Origin of the sequence: Microvirga arsenatis (genome assembly GCF_009910705.1) — a bacterium.
In the GTDB taxonomy this organism is placed as follows: domain Bacteria; phylum Pseudomonadota; class Alphaproteobacteria; order Rhizobiales; family Beijerinckiaceae; genus Microvirga; species Microvirga arsenatis.
The window spans coordinates 490,586-507,443 of the sequence record NZ_JAAAXJ010000001.1 but is presented as its reverse complement, the minus strand read 5'-3'; the positions used below and the strand labels follow the sequence as shown (position 1 = coordinate 507,443).

Annotated in this window: 16 protein-coding genes; 8 read left to right on the top strand and 8 right to left on the bottom strand. The window is 65.9% G+C overall.

The window, feature by feature from the left end:
• Positions 1-8 precede the first annotated feature (8 nt).
• Together GR303_RS02320 and GR303_RS02315 are read left to right on the top strand one after the other, a co-directional pair.
• Positions 9-1,130 (top strand): FUSC family protein, encoded by a 1,122-nt coding sequence (locus GR303_RS02320; RefSeq protein WP_161721784.1) that lies wholly within the window; start codon positions 9-11, stop codon positions 1,128-1,130.
• A gap of 36 nt (positions 1,131-1,166) precedes the next feature.
• Positions 1,167-1,976 (top strand): alpha/beta hydrolase, encoded by an 810-nt coding sequence (locus tag GR303_RS02315; protein ID WP_161721783.1) that lies wholly within the window; start codon positions 1,167-1,169, stop codon positions 1,974-1,976.
• Positions 1,977-1,980: 4 nt separating this feature from the next.
• Here the strand turns inward: GR303_RS02315 and GR303_RS02310 are convergent, their stop codons facing one another.
• Positions 1,981-3,822 (bottom strand): adenine deaminase, encoded by a 1,842-nt coding sequence (locus GR303_RS02310; protein ID WP_161721782.1) that lies wholly within the window; start codon positions 3,820-3,822, stop codon positions 1,981-1,983.
• Between the two features lie 509 nt (positions 3,823-4,331).
• Entirely contained in the window at positions 4,332-4,715 is a 384-nt protein-coding gene (locus GR303_RS02305; RefSeq protein WP_161721781.1) for a response regulator, read from the bottom strand.
• Positions 4,716-4,814: 99 nt separating this feature from the next.
• Between GR303_RS02305 and GR303_RS02300 the strand changes: the two genes are divergently transcribed.
• Positions 4,815-5,105, top strand: coding sequence for a DUF3572 domain-containing protein (locus tag GR303_RS02300; protein WP_161721780.1), 291 nt, complete (start codon positions 4,815-4,817; stop codon positions 5,103-5,105).
• Between the two features lie 12 nt (positions 5,106-5,117).
• Entirely contained in the window at positions 5,118-6,386 is a 1,269-nt protein-coding gene (locus tag GR303_RS02295) for a DNA polymerase IV (RefSeq protein WP_161721779.1), read from the top strand.
• On the opposite strand, the gene GR303_RS02290 is transcribed toward GR303_RS02295, so the two are convergent.
• Complete coding sequence (locus tag GR303_RS02290) at positions 6,383-7,222, bottom strand: cell envelope integrity EipB family protein (RefSeq protein ID WP_161721778.1); 840 nt, start codon at positions 7,220-7,222, stop codon at positions 6,383-6,385. The two genes, GR303_RS02295 and GR303_RS02290, sit on opposite strands and share 4 nt — an antisense overlap.
• A 125-nt stretch (positions 7,223-7,347) precedes the next feature.
• Between GR303_RS02290 and GR303_RS02285 the strand changes: the two genes are divergently transcribed.
• The 3 genes from GR303_RS02285 to GR303_RS02275 all read left to right on the top strand — a co-directional run bounded on the left by GR303_RS02285 (position 7,348) and on the right by GR303_RS02275 (position 9,805).
• Positions 7,348-7,818: a RidA family protein gene (locus GR303_RS02285; protein WP_161721877.1), complete on the top strand. Its 471-nt coding sequence runs from the start codon at positions 7,348-7,350 to the stop codon at positions 7,816-7,818.
• Positions 7,815-8,567: a glycerophosphodiester phosphodiesterase family protein gene (locus GR303_RS02280; protein WP_161721777.1), complete on the top strand. Its 753-nt coding sequence runs from the start codon at positions 7,815-7,817 to the stop codon at positions 8,565-8,567. The genes GR303_RS02285 and GR303_RS02280 overlap by 4 nt, the downstream gene beginning before the upstream one ends.
• A 62-nt stretch (positions 8,568-8,629) precedes the next feature.
• A complete protein-coding gene (locus tag GR303_RS02275; protein ID WP_161721776.1) occupies positions 8,630-9,805 on the top strand; it encodes a GNAT family N-acetyltransferase in 1,176 nt (391 codons plus the stop codon).
• Positions 9,806-9,807: 2 nt separating this feature from the next.
• On the opposite strand, the gene GR303_RS02270 is transcribed toward GR303_RS02275, so the two are convergent.
• Positions 9,808-10,380 (bottom strand): NADPH-dependent FMN reductase, encoded by a 573-nt coding sequence (locus GR303_RS02270; RefSeq protein WP_161721775.1) that lies wholly within the window; start codon positions 10,378-10,380, stop codon positions 9,808-9,810.
• A 231-nt stretch (positions 10,381-10,611) separates the two neighbouring features.
• Here GR303_RS02270 and GR303_RS02265 point away from each other — a divergent pair, with 231 nt between their 5' ends.
• Positions 10,612-12,954 (top strand): HWE histidine kinase domain-containing protein, encoded by a 2,343-nt coding sequence (locus GR303_RS02265; RefSeq protein WP_161721774.1) that lies wholly within the window; start codon positions 10,612-10,614, stop codon positions 12,952-12,954.
• 73 nt (positions 12,955-13,027) lie between these two features.
• Here the strand turns inward: GR303_RS02265 and GR303_RS02260 are convergent, their stop codons facing one another.
• From GR303_RS02260 to GR303_RS02245, 4 genes are all read right to left on the bottom strand, one after another.
• Positions 13,028-13,279: a hypothetical protein gene (locus tag GR303_RS02260; RefSeq protein WP_161721773.1), complete on the bottom strand. Its 252-nt coding sequence runs from the start codon at positions 13,277-13,279 to the stop codon at positions 13,028-13,030.
• Complete coding sequence (clpA, locus tag GR303_RS02255; protein ID WP_161721772.1) at positions 13,276-15,738, bottom strand: ATP-dependent Clp protease ATP-binding subunit ClpA; 2,463 nt, start codon at positions 15,736-15,738, stop codon at positions 13,276-13,278. The genes GR303_RS02260 and clpA overlap by 4 nt, the downstream gene beginning before the upstream one ends.
• A gap of 28 nt (positions 15,739-15,766) precedes the next feature.
• Entirely contained in the window at positions 15,767-16,159 is a 393-nt protein-coding gene (gene clpS / locus GR303_RS02250; protein ID WP_246205316.1) for an ATP-dependent Clp protease adapter ClpS, read from the bottom strand.
• Between the two features lie 249 nt (positions 16,160-16,408).
• Positions 16,409-16,741 carry a phasin family protein gene (locus GR303_RS02245; RefSeq protein WP_161721771.1) on the bottom strand — a complete coding sequence of 111 codons (333 nt, stop codon included), beginning with the start codon at positions 16,739-16,741 and terminating at the stop codon, positions 16,409-16,411.
• Positions 16,742-16,858 lie beyond the last annotated feature (117 nt).

The window sequence follows — 16,858 nt, the reverse complement described above, 5'->3', positions numbered from 1 at the left end:
AGAATCGCATGGCGCGGCTTGGATGGATCGAATGGGCGGGCGAGCGCATGGGAGCGCGCTCCGCCGAGGGGAAGCTGGCGCTGCGGGTGACCATCGCGGCAGCCCTCGCCTATGCCGTCACCCGGATCTTCGACCTGCCGCAGGGCTATTGGGCGGTGATCACCGCGGTGGTCGTGGTGCAGGCAAGCGTCGGCGGTTCCCTGAAGGCGGCCGTCGAGCGCTTCAGCGGCACCCTGGCGGGAGCTGTCTACGGAGGGTTGGTGGCCGCTTTCGTGCCGCACGGCTCGGACCTGAGCCTCGGCCTTGCCATCGTCGCGGCGGTGTTTCCCCTAGCGCTGCTCGCGGCGGTCAGGCCCGCTTTCCGGGTTGCGCCCATCACGTCCCTCATCATGCTCCTGCCGCCGACCGGTCAGGCGATCGGCCCCCTCGCGTCGGCGCTCGACCGGGTGATGGAGATCACGCTGGGCAACGTGGCGGGCGTCATCGTATCGCTCCTCGTTCTGCCGGCCCGCGCCCATACGCTGATGACGGAGGCGGCAGCAAAAGCGGTGTCGCTCAATGCAGGCCTGCTCTCCGCCTTCATCGAGGAACTGACGGCGGGCCCAAAGGGGCGTACGGCCCTGCAGACGCTCCACCCCCAGATCCGCTCCGCGCTCAAGAAGGCGGAGGCTGCGGCCGAGGAGGCGGCGCGGGAGCGCAGGAGCCATCTGACCGAAGCTCCCGACCCTGAGCCCTTGATCCGCACGCTGTACCGGGTGCGCCACGACCTCGTGATGATCGGCCGCGCCGCCTCGAATCCCCTGCCCGCTCCCGTCCTGGACAGGCTCAAGCCCTCCCTCGCCGTCCTGCACGAGGCAGCCCGCGACCTGCTCCTGGACCTCGCCGAGGCCCTCCGGCATCGCAAGCAACCGCCGGATGACACCGCTTTCCGGGCTGCGCTCGATGTCTTCACCCGCGAGGCGGAGGCGCTGCGATCGGACGCCCTGGTGCGCGACCTTCCTGCTCACTCCTTCGGTCAGGTCTTTGCCCTGAGCTTCGCCTTCGAGCAGTTCCGGAAGAACCTGACCGACCTTCTGGCGCGAACGGAGGAGTTCGCCGTGCGAGCCAGGGCCAGCCCGGCGGAGCCTTGACCCGTACCCATGACACGAAATCCCCGGTTGGCAGCGATGTGGTTTCTTTATCTCGCGATCGGCGCCGCTCTTCTCTATGCCGGCGTTGTTCTCACGATGGCCCTTTTCCAGACCAGGATGCTGTTCCCCGCCGGGATCGCAGCCGCGAACCGCCCCCCGCTCCCCGATTCGGCGCAGAGGCTCGAGCTGACGACCACCGACGGCCATCGCCTCGTCGGCGTGCGTCTGGGACCCTCATCGAGCGACAAGCCTCTCCTGCTCGGCTTCGGCGGCAATGCCTGGAACGCGGATGCCGTGGCGCTCACCCTGCACGGCCTGTTTCCGGGCCATGAGGTGATCGCTTTCCATTACCGCGGCTATCCTCCGAGCGGCGGCGAGCCGAGCGCGAGGGCCCTGCTCGCCGACTCCGTCGCGATCTTCGACCATCTGCAGCACGAACGCGCCCGGAGCGTCATTGCCGTCGGCTTCAGCATCGGCAGCGGCGTTGCCGCCTATCTGGCGCATCACCGCTCGCTCGCAGGGCTGATCCTCGTCACCCCGTTCGACTCGCTGAAGGCCCTGGCCCGCGAGCATTTCGCCTGGGCCCCCACGGGGCTGCTCCTGCGCCATCACATGCCGACCGTCGATCTGGTGAAGGGAAAGCAGACGCCGACCGCGCTCATCGTTGCGGGGCGCGACACCATCGTCCCCGCACGGCGCAGCGAGCCCTTGCGGAGCGCGATCCCCAACCTCGTTCTCGACCGCACCGTCGCGGAAGCGGGGCACAACGACCTCTATGCTCACCCCGCCTTCGTGGCTGCGATGCGCGAAGCGGTGGGCATCTTCGAAGCCGCCGCTCCCCGGTGAACGATCAGCCTTCGTAGAGCGGCACCAGCTCCATCTCGGGCACGAGCACCAGACCCTTGTCGGTGATGCGGATCTCGGGGATGACGGAAAGCGGGATGAGGTTGAAGCCCATATAGGGGATCTTGCAGCCGGCCTTCTCCCAGGCCGCCTTCAGGGCGCGGGTCTCCTCCGCCACCTCCGTCACGCGCTTGTCGGACAGAAGACCGGCGATGGGCAGCGGCACCATGGCGACGACCTTGCCCTGATCGACGAGGCACACGCCGCCTTGGGCCCCGATGAGCGCCTCGAGCGCCACGCGCATGTCGGCCTCGTTGGTGCCGGCGATAATGAGGTTGTGCGAGTCGTGGCCGACGCTGCTTGCCACCGCACCGCTCTTCAGCCCGAAATCCTTGAGCAGCCCATGGGCCACGCCCTTGCCGCCTGTGCGGCCATGGCGTTCGATGACGGTCACGAAGGTGAGGTCGTTCTTCGAGAGCAGAGCATCCCAGCTCTCCTCCTTCTGCAACTGCACCTTGTCGTGGAAGAGCACGATACCCGGCAGCGCCACGCGGATGACGTTGGCCGTGCAGGCTTCCGTGGGCAGGTCCGGGATCAGCTTCGGCACGCTCGGAACATGCACCGTGCGATAGGCTTCCTCCGGATAGCGGTAGCGGTTGGATAGCGCCTGATCGAGCACGGACGTGATCTTTTTCGCCTCGACCACGAGTTCGCCGCCATACCAGGTGTTCTGCACCTCGAGGTTGTCGTTCAGCAGCACGAGATCGGCGCGGCGCCCGCCGCCGAGGCCGCCGATCTCGCCGTCCATGCCGAAGCGCGTGGCAGGATGCAGCGAGCCCATGCTCCAGGCCTGCTCGCGGCTTAATCCCGCGCGGCGCGCCTCGCGGGCGACCCAGTCCATGCCGAACATCATGAGGTCGTCCGCATCGCGGTCGTCGGTGCAGACGCAGATGCGCTTGTGCGAGGAGCCGAGCTCCGTGATGGTCTTGATCGCCTCGGGCAGGGAGTGCCACGGGGTCGTGGGCGGTCCGCCGCGCAGGAAGATCCACACGCCGGCATCGAGCAGATCGTCGGCGATGTCCCGGTCGATGGCCTCGTGGGTGTCCGTGACGCCGCTCGCCGCATAGGCCGCCACGAACTCGCGGCCGTAGATATGGCCCGAGACCGGCTTGCCCCGCTCCAGGGCCGCCGCGAGGATCGCGTGGCTGCGCTCGTCGCCCATGGTCACGGGCACGAAATCCATCTTCTCGCCCAAGGCCGCCGCCTCCGGCCAGCGGTCGAAGAGCGCGGCGATCTTTTCGGGCGTGAGGTCGCCGCCGGCCGTCTCAAGATCGGGCGTGGTCGCCGGCACGGTGCTCGGCACGGTGAGGAAGATCGAGAGAGGCGCGTGCCGGGCATCCTCCAGCATCATCTCGATGCCGGCTGCATCCATCACGTTGCCGATCTCGTGGCTGTCGCAGAGGATCGTGGTCGTGCCGTTGAGCAGCGCCGCCTCCGCATAGGCGCAGGCCGTGACCATGCTGCTCTCGATATGGATGTGCGGATCGACGAGGCCCGGCGCGATGATGCCGCCCTTGGCGTCATAGACCCGGCCCGGCGCTCCGTTGACCTGCTTGTAGGAGCCTGCCGGCTTCACGGCGGCGATGCGTCCGCCCGAGATCCAGACCTCCCGCACGGGCGCGATGCGCTCGCTGTAGGTGGAGAGCACCCGGGCGCCGGTGATGACGAGATCGGCCGGGGCGCGGCCTGAGGCCACGTCGGCCAGCCTGCGGGTCATGGCCGACAGGGGAGCGACGGAGAAGCGGGTCAGCGCCGTACGCGGCGGCAGCGAAGGTGTGCGATGGTCCATGTCTCTCATCCCGAATGAGAAGCCTCGTCACAGGCTAGCAGGGCGGGATCGGAACCGCACGTGGCATCCCTCCCCCGGGCGCGTTTACCCAGCGTCAGTATTTTCTTATGGTCAAGCTTGGCGTAGATAGGAATAGAAGCTGATTCGCCCTGGCGCCCAGCACCGTGCTCTGGCGGCACCTCTCCGGCCAAAACAAAAGGCGCCTTGCGGCGCCTTGTTGGAAAGAAGTTGATGGCCAGCCGGAGGCAGCGTTGAGGAGGCAACGATCTGCCTCCGGACTGGCCGAGCCCACGAAGACCCAGGAGATGCGGCGGACCTGAGCACCCGTAGGGCATTTCTTCCGCTCGTGGCGGAAAGTTTGGCTGAACGTATAGGAAACATGAGGCGATGCAAGCGCTCATGTGGCAAAAAAGCGGCATTTTCCCAAAAAATTTAAAACCAAGTCTTCCCAAGGGGATGAATCCGCTTGCTGAAGCGACGGATTCACCCCTGCCATCGATTCGGTCGGGTCAGGCTGGCCTGCCGTCCGCCTCCAGGTAGGTCTTGACGGTGGCGATGAACTTGGAGACCGAAATCGGCTTCGACATGTAGGCCTCGCAGCCGCCTTCCCGGATCCGCTCCTCGTCGCCCTTCATGGCAAAGGCGGTGATCGCGATGACCGGGATCGACTTGAGCTCTTCGTCCGCCTTGAGCCAACGGGTCACCTCGAGCCCCGAAACCTCCGGCAGCTGGATGTCCATGAGGATCAGGTCAGGCTTGTGCGCCCGGGCCAGTTCCATGGCCTCGATGCCGTGGCTGGTCTTGAGGGTTGCGTAGCCGTGGGCCTCGAGGAGGTCGTTGAAGAGCTTCATGTTGAGTTCGTTGTCCTCAACAATGAGCACTGTCTTCTTCATTGGAGCGATCCCGGGGCCCGAAACGCACTTCACCGGCCCTATATTTCGTCTGATGATGTAGTTAGGTCCAAACCTATTGATGAAATGCAAATTGACAGCATGAACACTCCCTTAAAAAGAGTTACGCGCGAACAGGCCGAAAATGTCGCAGTCGGGGCGTTCTCCTTCATCACGAGCGACGAGGAGCGCCTCGGCCGATTCCTGGCCGTCTCGGGCCTGGGTCCGGAGACCATTCGGTCCGCCGCCTCCTCCCCGGGCTTCTTCGCGGGCATCCTGGATTACGTGGTCTCCGACGAGCCGCTGCTCCTCGCCCTCGCCAAGGAGCTGGACATGAAGCCGGAGCACATCATGCAGGCTCACTGGACCCTCTCGCCCTCCGAGTTCGAATAGCCTCACCCTGCCATGAGCGACACGCCCTTCTGCCGTGACTGCCTGACGCTCTCCGCCAGCCCCCTGGCCGAGCGCTGCACGGCCTGCGGGTCCCCTCGCCTCCTGCGGCACAGGGAGCGCGACGCCCTGTCCATCGCGCACGTGGATTGCGACGCCTTCTTCGCGGCGGTGGAAAAGCGGGACGACCCGAGCCTCGCGGACAAGCCGGTCATCATCGGCGGCGGCAAGCGGGGCGTGGTCTCGACCGCCTGCTACGTGGCCCGCACCTATGGGGTGCGCTCCGCCATGCCCATGTTCCAGGCCCTGAAGCTCTGCCCGCACGCCACGGTGATCAAGCCGAACGGGGAGAAGTACAGCAAGGCCGGACGCGAGGTGCGCCGCCTGATGCTGGAGCTGACGCCCCTGGTGGAGCCCGTCTCCATCGACGAGGCCTTTCTCGACCTGACGGGCACGGAACGGCTCCACCACGGCAGCCCGGCCCTGACCCTCGCGCGCTTCGCCCGCAAGGTGGAGGACGAGATCGGGATCACGATCTCCGTCGGGCTCTCCTACAACAAGTTCCTCGCCAAGATCGCCTCGGACCTGCACAAGCCGCGGGGCTTTTCCATCATCGGGCGGGAGGAGGCCGCGGATTTCCTGGCCGACAAGCCTGTCGGGATCATCCCCGGCATCGGGTCTTCGGCCCAGGCCCGGCTCGCCAAAGTGGGCGTGACCCGGATCGCGCATCTGCGCGACGTGGACCTGAAGACCCTGTTCGAGGCTCTGGGCCGCGATGCGCAGCGCCTGTCCCGGCTCGCCTGGGGCGAGGACCGCAGGGCCGTGATCCCGGAGCGGGAGACGAAGAGCATCTCGGCGGAAACCACCTTCGAGACGGATCTGCGCTCGTTCGAGGATCTGGAGCCGATCCTGTGGCGGCTCTCGGAGAAGGTCTCGCGGCGCCTCAAGGCCGCAGGGCTTGCGGGGCGCAGCGTGACCCTGAAGCTGAAGGACAAGGACTTCCGCCTTCTGACGCGCACCCGCTCGGGCCTGGCCCCGACGCAGCTCGCGGCGCGCCTCTTCGACCCGGCCCGGCAGCTCCTGAAGTCCTCCTGCGACGGCACCGCCTACCGCCTCATCGGGATCGGAGCGGCCGATCTCTGCGACGGGGCCGATGCGGACAAGGGAGATCTCGCGGACCAGTCGGTGGTGAAGCAGGCCCACATGGAGGCTGCCATCGACAAGATTCGCGACAAGTTCGGCGCCGGTGCCCTGCAGAAGGGCATCATGCTGCGCAAGCCCTAGCGCTGGCAGTCGCTCGGCTTCTGGATGTCGAGGCTCTTCAGCTCACCCTTGAGGGCGAAGTCGCCGTAATCGAGCTTGAGGTCGCGGCTGATGCCGTTCTCGAAGAGTTCGAAGGAGATGGTGTAGACCGGCATCCGGTCGGCCTTGCCGTCCTCGAAGTAGCTGATCGTCACCGGCCAACGGGCCAGGGTGGCGAGGTTGTCCTTGCGGGCCGCCTCCTCGACGGAAGCCAGGGAAGCGCCGGGCTCGATCCGGCGGCCGATGAGGCCCAGGGTGTCGTAGACCTTCTCGCCCTTGTTGGACCCGTCGTAGACGCGCACGGACAGGATCCTCTCGCCCCGGCGACCCGCCTCGATCAGACGCTTGAGGTGCTCGGTGGGGAAGACCGTCTCGCCGGGCGCCTCGAAGGCTTTTCGCCTGGGCTGCTTCAGCTCCACGTTCAGGCTGCCATGGGGGGTCAGCCGCGCATCGCCGTCGACCTCCTCGTCCTTGATGCGGCCTTGCCGGAGCGACGTCGATTTGAAGTGCATGGCGCGGCCGTCGCCGGCCTCGTAGGTCGCCGTCTGCACGTCGACGGTGTTGGAGCCCGACTCGGTGCTGTTGAGGATCGTGACCTGACGGTACTTGAGCGTGTAGCCCTCGCAGGCATCGCCGCCGAATTCCATGGCGATGCGTCCCCTGGCGTTCTCGACCCCGTTCGAGCCGCCCGCGCGCAGGAGCGAGAGGTCATAGACGGCCCTGTGCGGAGCCAGTTGAACCGGGGACTTCAGCGTCTCGGCGAATGCCGGCGCCAGCAGGGACATGGACAGGCCGGAGGCCACGACGAACAAACGCATATCTTCTCCCGATCCGACGCCAGCCAAGATAGGTCCGTCTTGAGGACAGGGCAATGTTCCCGCTTGCGTCCTTCCGGCTCATCCGCCACTACTCCGTCCGGATGATGTCACACACCGAGGCCTCCATGAGCGCAGTCGACAAGAAACTTCAGGAGCTGGGGATCACGCTTCCGACCCCGGCCGCACCGGTCGCGAACTATGTGCCGTTCGTCCGCACCGGCAACCTCGTCGTCATTTCCGGCCAGCTCTGCCTCGGCCTCGACGGCAAGCTCGCGGATGCGCACAAGGGCAAGCTCGGGGCCGAGATCTCGCCCGAGGTAGGCCAGGAAGCGGCGCGTCTGTGCGCCATCAACCTGCTCGCCCAGCTCAAAGCGGCCGTGGGCGACCTGGACAAGGTCGTGCGCTGCGTGCGCCTCGGCGGCTTCATCAATGCGGTGCCGACCTTCGCGGCCCTCGCTCCGGTCATGAACGGCGCCTCCGACCTGATGGTCGAGGTGCTGGGCGATGCGGGCCGCCATGCCCGTGCCACCGTCGGCGTCGCCGAGCTGCCGCTCGATGCCTGCGTCGAGGTCGAAGGGATGTTCGAAGTCCAATGAGCACTCCAGGCTGGCTTGTCGCGAAGCCCATCGCCCATCGCGGCCTCCACAACAAAGCCGAAGGCGTCATCGAGAACACGCTTTCGGCCGCGGAAGCCGCCGTCGCGCGCGGCTTTCCCATCGAACTCGACCTGCAGCTGACCGGCGACGAGGAAGCCGTCGTCTTCCACGATTTCGAGCTCGATCGGCTGACGGGCGAGACCGGCCTCGTCGCCGAGCGCAGGCTCTCCGACCTGACCCGGATCGGCATCGCCGGCGCGAAAGGCGGCGACCGGATCCCGTCGTTCAAGGACTACCTCGGCGCGATCGCCGGGCGCACGCCGCTGGTCGTCGAAATCAAGAGCAAGTTCAACGGAGACATGCGGCTGACGAAGCGGGCCCTGGAGATCCTGAAGGATTACAGCGGCCCCTTCGTCGTCAAGTCCTTCGATCCCGATATCGTGGCCTATCTGCGCGAGCATGCGCCGGGGATCACCCGCGGCTTCATCGGCGAGTTGGAATACGCCTCGAAGGCCGACAGCTTCCTGACCCCGGAGAAGAAGCACCGGATGGCGAACCTGCTGCACTTCGCCGAGACGCAGCCGCACTTCCTGTCCTGGCGCGTGAAGGATATTCCCTGCGCCTCCACCCATCTCAGCAGGCTGCTCGGCAACCTGCCGGTCATGACCTGGACCGTGCGCAATCCCGAGGATCGCGCCCGGGCCGAGGCGCATGCCGACCAGATGGTCTTCGAGGGCTTCATTCCCTGACGGTTGCAACGGTCCCGCCGCGTGCTTAGCTCTAGGCTTCAACGGCGGGATCCTTCCACCCAGTGACGTTCCAGGTCAAAATCGCCCAAGGCTTGAAGGGGGTCCCGGCTGCCGCGTGGGATGCCTGTGCCCTGGGAGCAGGATCGGGCGACGACGATCCGTTCAATCCCTTCGTCTCCCACGCCTTTCTTTCGGCGCTGGAGGATTCCGGCTGCGTCGGCGCCGGGGCGGGCTGGGCCCCGGTTCACCTCGTGGTCGAGGACCAGACCGGGCAGGTGCTCGGCGCTGCCCCCTGCTACGTGAAGTCCCACTCCCAGGGCGAGTACGTCTTCGATCATTCGTGGGCGGATGCCTATGCGCGCGCCGGCGGCCGCTATTACCCGAAGCTTCAGGTCGCCGTGCCGTTCACCCCGGTTACGGGCCCCCGCCTCCTGGTGCCGGACACGCCCCGAGCCGGGGAGGTTCGCTCCATCCTGATCGCGGGCCTGCGCGCGCTCCGGGACCAGACCGGCGCCTCGTCGATCCATGCCACCTTCCTGCAGCAGGATGATCTGGATGCATTCACGGGGCAGAGCTTCCTCAGGCGTGACGACCAGCAGTTCCATTGGTTCAACGAGGGCTACGGCCGCTTCGAGGACTTCCTGGCGGCCCTCGCCTCCCGCAAGCGCAAGGCGATCCGGCGCGAGCGACGCGATGCACTTAGCCCTGGCATCGCCATCGAATGGGTGACCGGCAGAGACATCACGGAGGCGCACTGGGACGCCTTCTTCGCCTTCTACATGGACACGGGCTCGCGCAAATGGGGGCGGCCCTATCTCAACCGGCGCTTCTTCTCGCTCCTGGGCGAGCGCATGGCGGACCGGGTGCTGCTCGTCATGGCCAAGCGCGAGGGACGCTACGTCGCGGGCGCCATCAACCTCATCGGCGACAGGCGGCTCTACGGCCGCAACTGGGGCTGCATCGAGGACCACCCCTTCCTGCATTTCGAGGTCTGCTACTACCAGGCCATCGAGTTCGCCATTGCGCACGGGCTCGACCGGGTGGAGGCGGGCGCGCAGGGCGAGCACAAGCTGGCGCGCGGCTACAGGCCGGTGATCACGTCCTCCGCCCACGACATCGCCGATGCTTCGCTGCGCCGGGCGGTGCAAGCCTATCTCGATCAGGAGCGGCTCTACGTGGCCGAGGCCGCCGAGGAGCTGGCGGAAGCCACGCCGTTCCGGCATCGCGACGAGGAATGATCTCAGGATGCTGCTCCGTGCCGTGAGGCACGGGCAAAGGCGACGAAGCCCTCAAGGTAGCTCCGCAGCTGCTCCTCGATCTTTTGATCGGCCAACGTGCCGTCCTGGTTGAACACAGTCTGAGCCCTGGACACCATCAGGCGCCCGCCGTTCCAGAGATCGGCCCCCAAATACCGGATCACGGGGAGCCACGCGTTCTGCGACAGCACGGTGCCGAAGCCGCCCTGCGACGCGCCGATCAGCGCCACGGGCTTGCCGCCGAAGACGCGCTTGATGTCGGCATTCGGGCGGGAGAGCCAGTCGATGGCGTTCTTGAACACGCCGGGGATCGAACTGTTGTATTCCGGCGTCGCCAGGAGGAGGCCGTCCGATCCCGCAATGGCTTCCTTCAGGGCCGTCACAGGCGCGGGGATCCCCTCCGCAGCCTCCAGGTCCGCATCGTAGAGCGGGATCCCGCGGATCGTCCCGACCGCAAGCTCGGCTCCATCCGGCATCAGGCCCGCGGCGCTGCGCAGCAGCGCGGAGTTGTAGGAGCCCTGGCGCAGGCTTCCCGATAGGCCGATCAGCTTCGTCATGGCGCCCTCGCCTGCCAGATTCCCTACGGGAAAGGGTAGGCTCCCGGGCTGGCAAGTCAAACCTTCGCGGGAGCCAGAGGGCGCGGGCGCCCGCGTCAGCAGGCCTCAAGAGAGGTCCTAGAAAAAGCAGGACAGTAGTTCATATGTCGACTATGGAACAAAGATCTTCCTGTCGTACTCTTCGACGTCCATGAACTTCCTCCCGACATGTCCGCCCGAGGCGAGAGCTTGATGCAGCACCGGTTCAGGCCCCAGCCCGACTTCCTGGCCGACGGCGGCGTCATGGGCGAGCGCATCCGCCTGCACGACTGGGCGGCGACGCCGGTAGGCGCCATCGAGACCTGGCCGCACTCCCTGCGGACTGCCGTCAGCATGATCATCCACTCCAAGTTCCCCACTTATCTCACCTGGGGGCCGGAGCTGACGGGATTCTACAACGATGCCTATGCTCCGATGCTGGGAACGAAGCCCGACGCCTTGGGGCGGCCGTTCAGGGAGGTCTGGGCGGAAGCTTGGGATGTGCTAGGGCCCATCGCCGAGCAGGCTCTCTCAGGAAAGGCGAGCTATTTCGAGGACATGCCGCTAATCCTGGAGAGGAAAGGTTATCCGGAGCAGACCTGGTGGACTTTCTCCTACAGCCCGGTCTTCGACGAAAGCGGCGCTGCCGCCGGTGTGATGTGCATCGTCCACGAGACGACGCCGAAGGTTCTAAGCGAGCAGCGCCTCGACTTCCTTGTGCGCCTGAGCGACCGGCTGCGAGGCCTCACCGAGCCCATCGAGGTGATCACCACGGCCCAGTCCATGCTGGGTGAGCATCTCAAGACCAGTCGCGTCGGGTATGGCGAGGTCGAGGAGACCGAGCGCTATTTCACCACCGCGCGCAACTGGACGGACGGCACGGTCGCGCACCGGACGGGCACCCACGACCTCGCTGCCTTCGGCCCCTATATTCATGGAGCTCTGAGAAGGGGCGAAACCCTGGTCGTCCATGACGCCGCAGCGGATCCGCGCACCAACTCCCCCGAGCATCTAGCCGCCTTCGCCGCTCTGGAATTTTCCGCCGCCGTGACGGTGAGCCTGATCAAACAGGGCCGCATGGTGGCGGCTCTCTACGTGCACAACCGGACGCCTCGCCTCTGGAACGAGAACGAGGTCAAGCTGATCGAGGATGTGGCGGAGCGAACCTGGGAGGCCGTGGAGCGCGCTCGAGCGCAGACCGCCCTGCGCGAGAGCGAGGGTCGCCTGCGGCTCGCCCTCGATGCCGGCCGCATGGCGGTCTGGGAGCACGACACCGCTTCGGATCGCATCACGGCAAGCCAGGAACTCAACCGGCTTCTCGGCTACCCCCCGGATGTAGAAGTGAGCCTGGACGATGTCCGGCAGCGCTACTATCCGGGAGACCGGGACCGGTTGACGGCCGCCGCCATGGGAGCCCTCAAGAAAGGCGAACGCTTCTTCGAAGCCGAGTACCGCTTCTACAGGGTGGATGGAGACCTGCGCTGGTTCCTGATCCGCGCCGAGATGATGCTGGAGCCCGGTGGCATGCCGGCGCGGACCATCGGCGTGATCCTCGACATCACCGATCGCAAGCAGGCCGAGGAGGCGCTTCTCGAGAGGGAGGCCGAGCTGATGGCGGCGCTCGAAGCCGGCTCGCTCGCCATTTTCGATTTCGACCATCTCACGGGACGGATGAACCCGTCCCCGCGGCTGAGCGCGCTCTACGGCTATCCGCCCGATCACGTGCTCACCCTCGCGGATATCCGCAACCGCTACCATCCGGATGACATCGCGCAGATCGTCAACAGGCGGGACCAGGACCAGGAGGATGTCGGCCTCCGCAACTTCGAATGGACCCTCCGCCTGCTCATGCCTAACGGCACGATCCGATGGGTGAACGGGCGGGGCGAGTACCTGCGCGACGAGAGCGGACGCATCCTCCGCTCCCGCGGCGTGGTGATGGACATCACCGAGCGCAAGCGCTGGGAGGAGCACCAGCAGCTCCTGATCCATGAGCTGAACCACCGGGTCAAGAACACCCTGGCCACCGTCCAGTCCATCGCCTCCCAGACCCTGCGCAATGCGGGAACGATGGAGGAGGCCCGCTCGGCCATGGAAGCCCGCCTGCTGGCCCTTTCGCGCGCCCATGACGTCCTCACCCGGGAGAACTGGGAGGGCGCAGGCCTGCTGGAGATCGTGCGGGAGGCCATGGCTCCTTTCCGGCATGAACGCGAGCGGCGCATTCACATCATGGGGCCCGACGTGCGCCTGTCCCCCCGGATGGCGCTTGCCATGGCCATGGCCCTGCAGGAATTGGCGACGAATGCCGTGAAGTACGGCGCCCTGCTCAACGATAAGGGCGAGGTGCGGATCGCATGGACGATCCCGGAGCGCCCCGAAAGACGCCTGCACCTCACCTGGTCCGAGACGGGCGGACCGGAGGTCGAGGCTCCCCGCCGCCGCGGCTTCGGCACGCGCCTGATCGAGCGCAGCCTCGCTCAGGACCTCAACGGGAAGGCGACCATCGATTTCGCCCCCGGGGGAATCGTCTGCACCGTCGACGCTCCCCTCGCCTGACGATCCCATGAAAAAGCCGTGCCGGAGGTCTGTCCGGCACGGCTTCGTCTCTTTGAGCCCGGCTGAAGCTCTGTCAGAGGCTTGCGAGGATCGCCTCGATGCCTTCCATGATCGCCGCCGGCGAGGTGCCGAGGGCGTTCAGGCCGACCTCCAGGAACCAGTAGCAGCCGAGCAGGATCACCGGCACCAGGATCCAGCCGAGAACCTCCTCGAGCCAGATGCGCCGCCGGCGCCGCTGATACCGCTTCTCGCGCCAGGACAGCTTCGCCGGGGCTTCCAGGGTGCGGGAGGCCTGAAGCGGCCCCTCGTGGATTTCAGTCGTCATGCTCTAACCAGCGGAACTTTCGGAACGGTGCGGACGCCGCCGCCTCCATTACCATCGGATCCTTTCGGCTTCACCGACTTTTTGGCCTTAGCGGAGGCCGATTTGGCCTTGGGCTTTTTCTTCCCGGCATTCGTCACGACCTTCTCGGGCTTCGGCTTCACCGGACCCTGGACGTATTCGAAGCCGAGGCTCTGCAGGCCGATCTCGTCCGTCTTGACGACGACCTTCACCGCGCCCCCATCCTTGAGCTGGCCGAAGAGGACCTCGTCCGCCAGGGGCGTCTTGATGGTCGACTGGATCAGGCGGCCCATCGGGCGGGCGCCCATGGCCTCGTCATAGCCGTGCTCCACCAGCCAGTCGCGGGCCTCGTCCGTGAGCTCGATCGAGACGTTGCGCTCGGCGAGCTGGGCATCGAGCTGCATGACGAACTTGTCGACGACCTTCTGCACCACCTCTTTCGGCAGGTGGCCGAACGAGATGACCGCATCGAGACGGTTGCGGAATTCCGGCGTGAACAGCCGGTTGATCGCCTCCGTGTCGTCGCCCTCCCGCTTGGTGCGGGTGAAGCCGTAGGCCGGCCGGGCCATGTCGGCGGCGCCCGCATTCGTGGTCATGATGATGATCACGTTGCGGAAATCGACCTGCTTGCCGTTGTGGTCCGTCAGCTTCCCGTGGTCCATGACCTGGAGCAAGATGTTGAACAGATCCGGATGCGCCTTCTCGATCTCGTCGAGCAGGAGCACGCAATGCGGATGCTGGTCGACGCCGTCGGTCAGGAGACCGCCCTGGTCGAAGCCCACATAGCCGGGAGGCGCGCCGATGAGGCGGCTCACGGTGTGGCGCTCCATGTACTCCGACATGTCGAAGCGCAGGAGCTCGACGCCCAGCGAGGTGGCCAGCTGCTTGGCGACCTCCGTCTTGCCGACGCCCGTGGGGCCGGCGAAGAGGTAGGAGCCGATGGGCTTTTCCGCATCGCGCAGTCCGGCACGGGCCAGCTTGATCGCCGAGGACAGCGCCTCGATGGCCTTGTCCTGCCCGTAGACGACCCGCTTGAGGGTGTCCTGCAGGTGCGCGAGCACCTCCGCGTCGTCCTTCGACACGGTCTTGGGCGGGATGCGGGCCATGGTGGCGATCGTGGCCTCGATCTCCTTGATGCCGATGGTCTTCTTGCGACGGCCCTCCGGCAGGAGCATCTGCGAGGCGCCGGTCTCGTCGATCACGTCGATCGCCTTGTCCGGCAGCTTGCGGTCATTGATGTAGCGGGCCGACAGCTCCACCGCCGCCTTGATGGCGTCGTTGGTGTACTTGAGCTTGTGGAACTCCTCGAAATAGGGCTTGAGGCCCTTCACGATCTCGATGGCGTCCGGCAGCGACGGCTCGTTCACGTCGATCTTCTGGAAGCGGCGGACGAGGGCCCGGTCCTTCTCGAAATACTGGCGGTATTCCTTGTAGGTGGTCGAGCCGATGCAGCGCAGGGTGCCCTGGGCCAGAGCCGGCTTGAGCAGGTTCGAGGCATCCATCGCACCGCCGGAGGTGGCGCCGGCGCCGATCACCGTATGGATCTCGTCGATGAACATGATCGCGTTCGGGTGCTGCTCGATCTCCTTCATCACCTGCTTCAGGCGCTCCTCGAAGTCGCCGCGATAGCGGGTGCCCGCGAGCAGCGTGCCCATGTCGAGGGCGAAGACGGTGGCGCCCTTGAGCACCTCCGGCACCTCCCCGTTCACGATCTTGCGGGCCAGACCCTCCGCGATGGCGGTCTTGCCGACGCCGGGATCGCCGACGAGAAGAGGGTTGTTCTTCTGGCGGCGGCACAGGACCTGGATCGTGCGCTGCACCTCGGCCTCGCGGCCGATGAGGGGATCGATCTTCCCGTCCTTCGCCTTCTTGTTGAGGTTGACGCAGTAGGCATCGAGGGCGTCGCCCTTCTTCTTGGCCCGCGCCTCGGATTCGTCCTGCGTCGGGCGCTCGTTCGACTCCTCCTCGGCGCCGCGGGGGGAGCGGCTCTCCGTGAGGCCCGGGCGCTTGGCGATGCCATGGCTGATGTAGTTGACCGCGTCGTAACGGGTCATGTCCTGCTCCTGCAGGAAGTAGGCGGCATGGCTCTCGCGCTCGGCGAAGATCGCCACGAGCACGTTGGCGCCGGTCACCTCGTCGCGACCGGAGGACTGGACGTGGATCACCGCCCGCTGGATCACGCGCTGGAACCCGGCCGTCGGCTTGGAGTCCTGGCGTCCGTCGGCGACGAGGTTGGCCAGTTCGCTGTCCACGTAGTCGACCAGGTTGCGGCGCAGCACGTCGAGATCGACATTGCAGGCCCGCATCACGGCAGCCGCATCCTGGTCGTCGATCAGGGCCAGGAGGAGGTGTTCGAGGGTTGCATATTCGTGGCGGCGCTCGCCCGCGAGAGCGAGGGCTCGGTGAAGGGCTTGTTCAAGACTGCGAGAAAAGCTCGGCAACGGCTTGTCCTTTATGAGCGGGCTTAAGCTAATTCTTTTCCATCACGCATTGCAGAGGGTGCTGGTGCTTGCGGGCGAAATCCATCACCTGGGTCACCTTGGTCTCCGCAACCTCGTAGGTAAAAACTCCACATTCCCCCACGCCATTCTGGTGCACGTGCAGCATGATCCGGGTCGCATCCTCACGGTTCTTGTTGAAGAAACGCTCCAGCACGTGAACCACGAACTCCATCGGGGTGTAATCATCGTTCAGAAGGAGAACGCGGTAAAGGTTCGGCCGTTTCGTGCGCGGTTTGGTTTTCGTGATGATGGCCGTGTTGGAACGGCCGCCATCGTCGCCTCCCGGGGGCTGTGACCCGCCGGCAGCCGTAGTGCGAAACTGCTCTGCCAGGGTCAAAGTACCTCGTGCTAACCGCAGCATGATCGAACGACCGCCCCTTCTGTTCTTGGCCTTAGCCCCTAGCCCGCATCCCGGTCGGGCTACGGCGCAAGACCAAATCTATAGTCGCTCCATTCGGTTCGCTAGATCAACCAGATGGGTGGTCGCAGCCCTGAGGAAAAGAGCGACATCTTGGTCACGCCTGCGCGATCAGCCCGTTGCCGCGGCGCCAACGCAAAACGCCCGGCTCATGGCCGGGCGCTCTCGAAGAAGGTCTGCAACCCTTCGGACTCAGGCGGAAGCCTTCGGAAGGAGCCCCTCGTACGGCTTCAGAGTCTCGGTGGCCAGGGCGGTGTAGAGCGAGCCCATCTTGGCCGACTGGCTGACGAAGCTGTCGTAGGCGCCCTTCACGTAGGCCGTCTGGATCTCGACGGCCTTGTCCAGGGTCTGGACGCCCAGGAGCTTCTCGACCGTGGAGGAGGTGTGCTCGAAGGACTTGCGAGCGAAGTCGGCCGCCTCGGCAGCGATCGCCTGGCTGTTGCTGGAGAACGCCCCAAGCGCCTTGACGGTGGCGTCCAGGTTGTCCTGGCCGAACTTCTGAATCTGGGTGAACGACTGAAGCATTGTGAACCTCGGCAATTAGGCGTTTAATGAGGCAACGCCGTGATGAACTGACGGACGCTTATATGTGCAGTGCACAAAATTTGTCAAGTTCTTTTGTGCGACGCACAAAATCGAGAG

Bases quoted from the DNA above. Each gene is read 5' to 3' on its own strand.
- GR303_RS02295 (WP_161721779.1), top strand. From the start codon at position 5,118: ATGAGCGACACGCCCTTCTGCCGTGACTGCCTGACGCTCTCCGCCAGC.
- GR303_RS02315 (WP_161721783.1), top strand. From the start codon at position 1,167: ATGTGGTTTCTTTATCTCGCGATCGGCGCCGCTCTTCTCTATGCCGGC.
- GR303_RS02290 (WP_161721778.1), bottom strand. From the start codon at position 7,222: ATGCGTTTGTTCGTCGTGGCCTCCGGCCTGTCCATGTCCCTGCTGGCG.
- GR303_RS02270 (WP_161721775.1), bottom strand. From the start codon at position 10,380: ATGACGAAGCTGATCGGCCTATCGGGAAGCCTGCGCCAGGGCTCCTAC.
- GR303_RS02300 (WP_161721780.1), top strand. From the start codon at position 4,815: ATGAACACTCCCTTAAAAAGAGTTACGCGCGAACAGGCCGAAAATGTC.
- GR303_RS02280 (WP_161721777.1), top strand. From the start codon at position 7,815: ATGAGCACTCCAGGCTGGCTTGTCGCGAAGCCCATCGCCCATCGCGGC.
- GR303_RS02245 (WP_161721771.1), bottom strand. From the start codon at position 16,741: ATGCTTCAGTCGTTCACCCAGATTCAGAAGTTCGGCCAGGACAACCTG.
- GR303_RS02320 (WP_161721784.1), top strand. From the start codon at position 9: ATGGCGCGGCTTGGATGGATCGAATGGGCGGGCGAGCGCATGGGAGCG.
- GR303_RS02310 (WP_161721782.1), bottom strand. From the start codon at position 3,822: ATGGACCATCGCACACCTTCGCTGCCGCCGCGTACGGCGCTGACCCGC.
- GR303_RS02305 (WP_161721781.1), bottom strand. From the start codon at position 4,715: ATGAAGAAGACAGTGCTCATTGTTGAGGACAACGAACTCAACATGAAG.
- GR303_RS02260 (WP_161721773.1), bottom strand. From the start codon at position 13,279: ATGACGACTGAAATCCACGAGGGGCCGCTTCAGGCCTCCCGCACCCTG.
- GR303_RS02285 (WP_161721877.1), top strand. From the start codon at position 7,348: ATGAGCGCAGTCGACAAGAAACTTCAGGAGCTGGGGATCACGCTTCCG.
- GR303_RS02265 (WP_161721774.1), top strand. From the start codon at position 10,612: ATGCAGCACCGGTTCAGGCCCCAGCCCGACTTCCTGGCCGACGGCGGC.
- clpS (WP_246205316.1), bottom strand. From the start codon at position 16,159: ATGCTGCGGTTAGCACGAGGTACTTTGACCCTGGCAGAGCAGTTTCGC.